The sequence below is a fragment of the Nocardioides sp. genome (genome assembly GCF_024509035.1).
GTDB lineage: Bacteria > Actinomycetota > Actinomycetes > Propionibacteriales > Nocardioidaceae > Nocardioides.
Genome location: NZ_JANINT010000098.1, coordinates 1 through 8,394, shown reverse-complemented (window position 1 = coordinate 8,394; position 8,394 = coordinate 1). Strand labels below are relative to the sequence as shown.

Here is an 8,394-nt window from a genome sequence, read left to right as displayed (position 1 = left end):
TTCGGACACCACGACGACATCGGCGGCGCGGTCCCTGGCTCGATGCCCTCGGCCGCGACCAGCGTGTTCGAGGAGGGCCTGATGGTCCCGCCGATCCGGCTGTGGGACGCGGGCGTGCCCAACCGCGCGGCGCTGGCGATCATGACCCGCAACTCCCGGATGCCCGAGTCGCTGGCCGCCGACCTCGACGCCGAGTGCTCCGCCTGCCTCATGGGCGCCCGCCGGCTCGGCGAGCTCTTCGACCGCTACGGCGTCGCGACGGTCGAGTCCTGCTTCGACGCGATCATCAGCCGCACGACCGAGACCTACCGCCGCGAGATCCTCAGCCAGATCCCGGTCGGCTCGTGGACCTGGGAGGACTACGCCGAGCACGACGGCGTCGACGAGCCGATGCTGCACACCCAGCGCATCACGCTCACCCGGACGCCCGCCGACGACCCCGACGGCGAGCGGCTGATCCTCGACTTCGACGGCACCGGTCCGCAGGCCAAGGGCCCGACACCCCGGAGCGGATGGCCGAGCTCGACGTCAACGAGGGCATCGTGCCGCTGATCGAGATGCGGTTCCCCGAGCCCGGCACCCTGCTCACTCCGGTCTTCCCGGCCCCGACCAATGCCCGCACGTTCGTGATCCTGCGGCTGCTCGGCGTCCTCGCCGGCGTCGTGGCCAAGGCCGTCGACGGCCGGATGCCCGCCGACCAGGAGACGATCCGCTACACCGGCGTGTACGGCGAGGACCTCGAGGGCCGGCCCTACCTCATGCGTGAGGTGCTCGGCGGCGGCTCCGGCGGCCGCTACTACGCCGACGGCGAGGACACCATCCACGTCGTTCCGGACTCGCGCAACCTGCCGACGGAGTTCACCGAGGCGCGCTTCCCGTTCCGGGTCGAGTCGCTCTCGCTGGCGATGGACAGCGGGGGAGCGGGGCAGTTCCGCGGCGGCCTCGGCTACGAGAAGCACATCCGGATGCTCAAGGACGGCCACTTCATGTCGATCGCCGACCGGTCGATCCTGGCCTGCTGGGGCGTCAAGGGTGGCCTGGCGGGCAAGCCGTTCCAGGTGACCATCGACCCCGGCGGCCCCCACGAGCGCGAGGTCGACGCCCTCGCCGACGCCGAGCCCGTCGCCGCCGGCGAGGTGATCCGGATCCGCACGACCGGTGGCGGCGGCTGGGGCAACCCGCTCGAGCGCGACCCGGCCCTGGTGGTCCGCGACGTCGTGTGGCGCAAGGTCTCGCCGGAGGCCGCGCTGGCCGACTACGGCGTGGTGCTCACCGGCTCCCTCGACGACGAGTCGCTGGCCTACGACGAGCAGGCGACGGCCGCCGAACGGGCCGCCCGGCCGGCGGCGAGCGAGGCGTTCTTCGACCGCGGACCGGGCTACGCCCAGCTCGCGGCCGGCGCGGCACACGCCGAGGTCGACCTGCTCTGATGCGGGCCGAGGTGCGCGTCGCGGTCATCGGAGGGCACGGCAAGACCGGCCGGGCCGTGGCCGCGGCGCTGGCCGACGCGGTGCCGCTCGGACGAGCCGACTGGCCCGACCTCGCCGCTCGGATGCGCGGCTGCGACGCGGCGTACCTCGTCGCACCCAACCTGCACCCCGACGAGCCGGCGTACGTCGTCACCGCCCTGGAGGCCGTCGCGGCCGCGGGCGTCGGCCGGGTCGTCTACCACTCCGTCGCCTCGCCCTACGCGCCCGCGATGCCGCACCACCTCGGAAAGGCGGTCTCGGAGGACCTGGTCCGGCGGTCGGGCCTGGACTGGACGATCCTGCAGCCCGGGGCCTACCTGCAGAACCTCGACCTCTCGGGTCCGGTCGTCGAGGTGCCCTACGACGTGCACGCCCCCTTCGGGTTCCTCGACCTCGCCGACCTGGGCGCCGCCGCAGCCGCGGTGCTCACCCAGGAGGGGCACGTCGGTGCGACCTACGAGCTGGCCTCGCGCCAGGGATGCGTCGCCGAGCTCGCCGCCGAGGCGGGGCTCACCGCCCGGCGGGTCGCCGACCCGCAGGCCCATCCGTGGCTGAGCGCGATGTTCGCCTACTACGACCGGCACGGCCTGCCGGTCGGCACCCGCGTGCTCGACGCCCTGCTCGAGCGGTGACCCCGGCCCGGACTTGGATCCCGACACCCTGTCGGTAAGATCGCGACATGCTGTCGACAACTGCGGCCGGGTGAGCCGCGATGTTCCTCGCTATCCGTGAGCTCCGCTTCGCGCGCGCCCGGTTCGCCCTCATGGGCTCCGTCGTCGCCCTGATCGCCGTGCTGATGGTCCTGCTCTCCGGGCTCTCGGTCGGCCTGGTGAACGACGGTGTCTCGGGCCTGCAGAAGATGCCGGTGACCTCGTTCGCCTTCGAGAAGGGCGTGCCCCACGACACGGCGTTCTCGCGCAGCGTCGTGCCGCTCTCGGCCGTCGACGAGTGGAAGAAGCAGCCCGGCGTCGAGGACGCCGCGCCGTTCGGCAACACGCTCGCCAACGCGCACAGCGACCGGGGGCTGCCGGTCGACCTCGCGCTGTTCGGCGTCGAGCCGGGCTCGTTCGTCGACCCGACGCCCGCCGAAGGCGAGCCGTTGGGCGAGGACCCCCACGGCATCGTCGTCAGCCAGACCCTCCTCGACCAGGGCCTGCGCATCGGCGACACGATCACGATCGACCGGATCGGCACCGAGCTGCACGTGATCGGCGCGGTCGACGGTCAGCACACCTACGGCCACGTCGACGTCGCCTACCTGCCGCTGTCGACGTGGCAGCAGATCAAGGTCGGCGCCCGGCCCGGCGAGCCGGTGTCGGACACCGCGCGCGCCGAGGTGACCGCGGTCGCCGTCCGCGCCGACGGCGACGTCGACCTGGCGGCCGGCGACAAGGCCGCCGACACCGAGTCGCTGACGAAGGAGAAGTCCTACGGCGCCTCACCCGGCTACACCGCCGAGACCTCCACGCTGATGCTCATCCAGGTCTTCCTCTACGCGATCTCGGCCCTGGTCGTCGGCGCCTTCTTCACGGTCTGGACGATCCAGCGACGCCAGGAGATCGCCGTGATGCGTGCCATGGGCGCGCCCACGGGATACCTGCTGCGCGACAGCCTCGTCCAGTCCCTGCTGCTGCTCGTCGCCTCGGCCGCCGCCGGCGTCGGCGTCGGTGTGGGCGCCGGTGCTCTCATCGAGGGCACCTCGATGCCCTTCGCGCTCAGCGCTCCCTCGATCGTCGTGGCCGCCGTGCTCCTCGTCGTGCTCGGGCTCCTCGGCGCGGCCGCCGCCGTCGTCCGGATCACCCGCGTCGACCCGCTCACCGCCCTGGGAGGCAACCGATGACCGCCGCCACTCCTGCCCCCGTCTCGGCCACCGGCTCGGCCGAGGCCGGCCTGGTGCTCGAGGACGTCACGCTCGTGCTCGGCGACGGGGACGACACGGTCCGTGCGCTCGACGAGGTCTCTCTCAGCGTCGTGCCCGGCGAGCTGGTCGCCGTGGTCGGTCCGTCCGGCTCGGGCAAGTCGAGCCTGCTCGCCGTCGCGGGCGCGCTCACGCTGCCCACCTCCGGCCGCGTCGTCGTCGACGGCGTCGACACCGCGAGCGCGGGCCGGCGCGGCCGCACCCGGCTTCGCCGCGACCACATCGGCTTCGTGTTCCAGTCCGGCAACCTGGTCCCGGCGCTCACCGCCGCCGACCAGCTGCGGCTGCCGGGCCGGTTCGGCGGACGTCGTGAGCACCGTGACCCGGTGGAGCTGCTGGCCGAGGTCGGCATCGAGCACAAGGCCGACCGCCGCCCGCACCAGCTCTCCGGTGGGGAGCGCCAGCGCGTCGGCATCGCCCGGGCGCTGGTCACCGGCCCGCGGGTGCTGCTCGTCGACGAGCCGACCGCCGCCCTGGACCGTCAGCGCAGCCAGGACATCGTGGCGCTGCTCGCTCGCGAGGCCCGCACCCACGAGGTCGCCACGGTGATGGTCACCCACGACCACGACGTGCTGCACCACTGCGACCGCGTCTACGAGATGATCGACGGGTCGTTGCGCGCGTTCGAGGGCTAGCCCCACGCAGAGGAGGGAGGTCGCGGTGCCGAGGATCCAGGCCGCCACGGTCGCGGAGCACCGCGCCCTCCAGCAGCGCGCGCTGCTCGATGCCGCGCGCGCCCTGCTCGCCGAGCCGGGACGCCGCGAAGGCCCGGGCCTCGGCGAGGTCGCGGCCCGCGCCGGCCTCGCGCGCTCGAGCGTCTACCAGTACTTCGGCTCCCGCGACGCGCTCTTCGACGCGGTGGTCGCCGAGCTGCTGCCCGGCTGGGCGGTCCACGTCCAGGAGCGGATGGCCGGCGCCACCACGCCCGGCGGCAAGGTCCGGGCGTACGTCGAGAGCAACCTCGAGCTGGTCGCCGCCGGCGACCACGCCGTCCTGCGCGGGCTCGCCGCCGTCGCCCCTGCCTCGCTCGCGCACTCCAGCGCCGTGCTGCACGAGCAGCTGCGCCAGCCGCTGGAGCACGCCCTCGGCGAGGCCGGCGAGGACGACCCGGCCGGCATGTCCGAGCTCGTGCACGCGGTGGTCCTCACCGCCTCGCGGCTGGTCGAGGAGGGCCGCGAGCTCGCCGACGTCATGCGTCTGTGCGACCGGCTGCTCGCGGCGTACCTCGACCAGTGACGTGGGAGCCGCCCGGGTCGTGTGCCTGAGCACGCGCCATGGCGCGTCGTGAGGCACACGACCCGATCGCCGTCAGGAGAAGAGGCTGTCCCCGCCGCTGCTCTGCGTCGGGAGCTTCGGGACCAGCCAGCCGAGGAACGCGTCCTGGCTGCGGGTCTGCAGGTAGATCCGCCCGGGGCCGGTGAGGTCGCAGACCAGGCCCTCGCCGGAGAAGAACGTCGACTTCCAGTTGCCGACCTTGCGGACGTTGTACTGGACGCCGTCGGTCCAGGCGACCATGTGGCCGGTGTCCACCGTGTAGGTCTGGCCGGGCTGCAGGTCGATCGCGTGGATCGCGCCGTAGCTGGAGAGCACCAGCTCGCCCTGGCCCTCGATGCGCAGCATGAACAGGCCCTCGCTGGAGAAGAACGTCTTGCCGCCGCCCCACTTGGTGTCGACCTGGATGTGCGCGGACGCGGCCAGGAACGAGCCGGACTGGACGTACAGCACGCCGTTGAGCGGCCAGGCCACGACGTCGCCGGGCAGCGCGGGGGCGACGTAGAGCTCGGCGCCGTCGGTCTGGGCGGTGAAGGTGTTCATGAAGAACGACTCGCCGCCGAGCACCGAGCGCTTGAGGCCCTTGAGGATCCCGCCCTGGGTCGAGGTCTCCATCGAGATGCCGGGGGACATCGCGAGCATGGCGCCGGACTCGGCGCGGACCGCCTCGCCGGCCGCGAGGGTGAGCTTGGCGGTGGCGTACGCCGGGCTGTACATGACTTCGGATTGCATCGCACTACTTCCTCTACGGTCCCGAGCGGGGTCGACGGTCTCGTCGAGGGTAGTGGCGCAGGGGCGGATCGGTGCGGGTTCGGGACTACCGCGCGGGCGCGGTCCGGACCGGCGGCTCGCTGTGGTCGTCGCTGTGGCGCTGGCCCGTCCGGCACGCACCCCCACCACGACGAGCGCGACCGATCCGAGGCAGGGCATCGCGGCGACCGTGAACCTGCCTGCAGCAACCTGTCAGACTCCCTGCCATGGGCCACTCGTCGCTCGCCTCGTCGCTCATCGCCTCGCTCGGCCTCGAGCCGCACCCCGAAGGCGGGTGGTACCGCCAGACCTGGGTGGCGCCCGAGAGCGTGACGCTGCCCGACGGGCGGGTGCGACCGACGGCGACCCTCATCCACTTCCTGCTGCCCGCGGGCGAGTCCTCGGCCTGGCACCGGGTCGCCTCCGACGAGGTCTGGCTCGCCCACCGGGGCGCGGTCTCCCTCGAGCTCGGCGGCGTCGGTGCCGAACCGGTCCTCGAGACGACGGTCGTCGTCGACGGGGCCGCTCCGCAGGCCGTGGTCGCGGCCCACACCTGGCAGCGCACCGTGCCCGCCGACGAGGATGCCCTGGTGAGCTGCCTGGTCTCACCGGGCTTCGACTTCGACGACTTCGAGCTGGCATGACCAGGACGCTGATCACGGGCGGCAGCCGGGGGATCGGCGCCGCGACCGCGCTGCGGCTGGCGCGCGAGGGGCACGACCTCGTGCTCGGCTACGCCCGCGACGATCGGGCCGCCGAGGAGACGCGGCTGGCCGCCGAGGACGCCGGCGCGCGGTGCCAGGTGGTCCGCGCCGACCTGACCGACCCAGCGGGCGTCGAGCGCGTCTTCGAGCAGGCCGGTGAGCTGACCGGCGTCGTCAACAACGCCGGGGCCACGCTGCACATCGGGCCGCTGGCCGACACCCCGGTGTCGATCATCCAGGCGACCGTCGACCTCAACCTCACCGCCGCACTGCTGGTCGCACGGGCCGCCGTGCGCGCGCTCGGGACGTCGTACGGCGGGCAGGGGGGCGTGCTCGTCAACGTGAGCTCGGGGGCGGCGACGCTCGGGGCTCCGGGGGAGTACGTCCAGTACGCCGCGGCCAAGGCCGGCGTGGACGCGCTGACGGTGGGGCTGGCCCAGGAGGTGGCCGGCGAGGGCATCCGCGTCGTCGGGGTCGCGCCCGGCATCGTCCGCACCGGCATCCACGCCGACGCGGGGGAGCCCGGCCGGCTCGAGCGCGTCGGCCCGCTGGTGCCGCTCGGGCGCCCCGGGGAGCCGGCCGAGGTCGCCGACGCCATCGCGTGGTTGATGAGCGCGGAGGCGTCGTACGTCACCGGGACGACGCTGCGGGTGGCCGGCGGCCGCTGAGCCCTCGTGCCCGGTCGGGGCTCGGTCAGGGCTCGGTCAGGGCTCGATGAGGCCGGCGCGGATCGCGTAGCGGGTGAGCTGGGTGCGATCGCGCATGCCGAGCTTGCCGAGGATGTTCTCGCGGTGCCGGTCGACGGTCCGCACGCTGATCGTCAGCTCCTTCGCGATCTCCTTGGCCGACAGACCCTCCGCGATCAGCTTGAGCACCTCGTCCTCGCGCTCGGTCAGCACCGTGTCCGGCACCCGCTCGCCGCGACGGAGCCGGGCCAGGTAGTCGCGGACCAGCGGGCTCATCGCGCCCGGATAGACGAACGCCTCGCCGCGCAGCGCTGCGCGGCAGGCCCCGACCAGGTCCTCGTCGGCGGCCGACTTCAGCACGTAGCCGCTCGCGCCGACCTTGAGCGACTCGAAGAAGTACTGCTCGTTGTCGTGCATCGAGAGCATCAGCATCCGGGGCGGGTCGCCGCGCGGGGTGCGGCGGGCGATCTCGCGGGCGGCCTGCAGCCCCGTCATCCGCGGCATCGCGATGTCGAGCACCACGAGGTCGAGGTCGACCGTGCGCGCCACCTCGACGGCCTCGGCGCCGTCCCCGGCCTCGGCGACGACCGTGAGGTCGTGCTCCTGCTCCAGGATCATCCGCACGCCGCGGCGCACCAGCGCGTGGTCGTCGACCAGCAGGATGCGCGCCGGTGCGGACGGCCGGCCCAGCCCGCTCACGCCGGGCCCACCGGGACCTCGAGCCGCACCGTGGTGCCGCCGGACCCACTGGTGACCGACAGCTCGCCGGCGACCAGCCTGGCCCGCTCGCGCATCCCGCGCATTCCGGCGCCCTCGCGCCGGGCGTCGAAGCCGCGGCCGTCGTCGGCGACCACGAGCGCGAGCCGATCACCGACCCGCGTCAGCGAGAGCTCGACGGAGGTGGCGTGGGCGTGCCGCGCGGCGTTCGTCAGGGCCTCCTGGGCCACGCGGTAGAGCACCAGCTCGGTGTCCGCGGACAGGGCCGGCAGGCCCGGCGTGAGGACGCGGCGCACGGCGGCCCCGCTGTGTCGCGCGAAGTCGGTGGTGAGCGCGGCCAGCGCGCTCGCCAGGCCGAGGTCCTCGAGCACGCCGGGTCGCAGCTCGCGCGCGACCCGGCGTACGTCGTCGAGGCCCTCGCGCGCGGTCTCGCGCAGCAGGGCCAGGTCTGCGGCGAGGTCGGCGGGGGCGCGCTGCTCGGCCTGCTTGAGCCCGAGCAGGACGACCGTGAGCCGCTGTCCGACCTCGTCGTGCAGCTCCTGGGCGATCCGGTGCCGTTCGGCCTCCTGGGCCGCCAGCGCCTTGGCGTTGCTCGAGGACCGCTCGTCCTCGAGCCGGTCGACCATCGCGTTGAAGCCCGCCACGAGCTGGCGTCCGGGCGCGCTGCGCGGGGTGGCCAACCGGTCGGCCGGGCGCAGCGGGTCGACGGTCGCCATCTCGCGGGCGACCCGGTCGACCGGAGCCAGGCTCGAGCGCAGCAGCAGCGCGTCGACGCCGAGCATCAGGAGCAGGCCGGCGACGAGCACCACGACCTCGGAGACCACCGGCCGTCGGGACACGCTGAACGGTCCCAGCACCAGCAACGACGCGGCGACGAC

The 8,394-nt window shown here is 73.8% G+C and carries 11 protein-coding genes; 8 read left to right on the top strand and 3 right to left on the bottom strand.

What is annotated here, in order from left to right:
- The 6 genes from Q0L15_RS08320 to Q0L15_RS08295 all read left to right on the top strand — a co-directional run.
- Window positions 1-552: hydantoinase B/oxoprolinase family protein (locus tag Q0L15_RS08320; RefSeq protein ID WP_296603574.1), on the top strand; the 552-nt coding region annotated here is incomplete at its 5' end.
- Complete coding sequence (locus Q0L15_RS08315; protein WP_296603572.1) at window positions 513-1,430, top strand: hydantoinase B/oxoprolinase family protein; 918 nt, start codon at window positions 513-515, stop codon at window positions 1,428-1,430. The genes Q0L15_RS08320 and Q0L15_RS08315, both read left to right, overlap by 40 nt.
- Window positions 1,430-2,101, top strand: coding sequence for an NAD(P)H-binding protein (locus Q0L15_RS08310; protein WP_296603570.1), 672 nt, complete (start codon window positions 1,430-1,432; stop codon window positions 2,099-2,101). Before Q0L15_RS08315 ends, Q0L15_RS08310 begins: the two co-directional genes overlap by 1 nt.
- A gap of 80 nt (window positions 2,102-2,181) precedes the next feature.
- The gene (locus Q0L15_RS08305) at window positions 2,182-3,309 is read left to right on the top strand and encodes an FtsX-like permease family protein (protein WP_296603568.1); all 1,128 of its coding nucleotides are present in this window, start codon (window positions 2,182-2,184) and stop codon (window positions 3,307-3,309) included.
- Complete coding sequence (locus tag Q0L15_RS08300) at window positions 3,306-4,022, top strand: ABC transporter ATP-binding protein (protein ID WP_296603567.1); 717 nt, start codon at window positions 3,306-3,308, stop codon at window positions 4,020-4,022. The genes Q0L15_RS08305 and Q0L15_RS08300 overlap by 4 nt, the downstream gene beginning before the upstream one ends.
- A gap of 25 nt (window positions 4,023-4,047) precedes the next feature.
- Window positions 4,048-4,623, top strand: coding sequence for a TetR/AcrR family transcriptional regulator (locus Q0L15_RS08295; protein ID WP_296603565.1), 576 nt, complete (start codon window positions 4,048-4,050; stop codon window positions 4,621-4,623).
- 72 nt (window positions 4,624-4,695) lie between these two features.
- On the opposite strand, the gene Q0L15_RS08290 is transcribed toward Q0L15_RS08295, so the two are convergent.
- Complete coding sequence (locus Q0L15_RS08290; protein WP_296603564.1) at window positions 4,696-5,391, bottom strand: TIGR00266 family protein; 696 nt, start codon at window positions 5,389-5,391, stop codon at window positions 4,696-4,698.
- A gap of 245 nt (window positions 5,392-5,636) precedes the next feature.
- On the opposite strand from Q0L15_RS08290, the gene Q0L15_RS08285 reads away from it, so the two are divergent.
- Together Q0L15_RS08285 and Q0L15_RS08280 are read left to right on the top strand one after the other, a co-directional pair.
- A complete protein-coding gene (locus Q0L15_RS08285; RefSeq protein WP_296603562.1) occupies window positions 5,637-6,053 on the top strand; it encodes a cupin domain-containing protein in 417 nt (138 codons plus the stop codon).
- The gene (locus tag Q0L15_RS08280; protein WP_296603561.1) at window positions 6,050-6,781 is read left to right on the top strand and encodes an SDR family oxidoreductase; all 732 of its coding nucleotides are present in this window, start codon (window positions 6,050-6,052) and stop codon (window positions 6,779-6,781) included. The genes Q0L15_RS08285 and Q0L15_RS08280 overlap by 4 nt, the downstream gene beginning before the upstream one ends.
- Window positions 6,782-6,817: 36 nt before the next feature.
- On the opposite strand, the gene Q0L15_RS08275 is transcribed toward Q0L15_RS08280, so the two are convergent.
- Together Q0L15_RS08275 and Q0L15_RS08270 are read right to left on the bottom strand one after the other, a co-directional pair.
- On the bottom strand, window positions 6,818-7,498 hold the full coding sequence (locus Q0L15_RS08275) for a response regulator transcription factor (RefSeq protein ID WP_296603560.1): 681 nt from the start codon (window positions 7,496-7,498) through the stop codon (window positions 6,818-6,820).
- Window positions 7,495-8,394 (bottom strand): sensor histidine kinase (locus Q0L15_RS08270; RefSeq protein ID WP_296603558.1); only part of this gene is annotated, 900 nt, incomplete at its 5' end. The genes Q0L15_RS08275 and Q0L15_RS08270, both read right to left, overlap by 4 nt.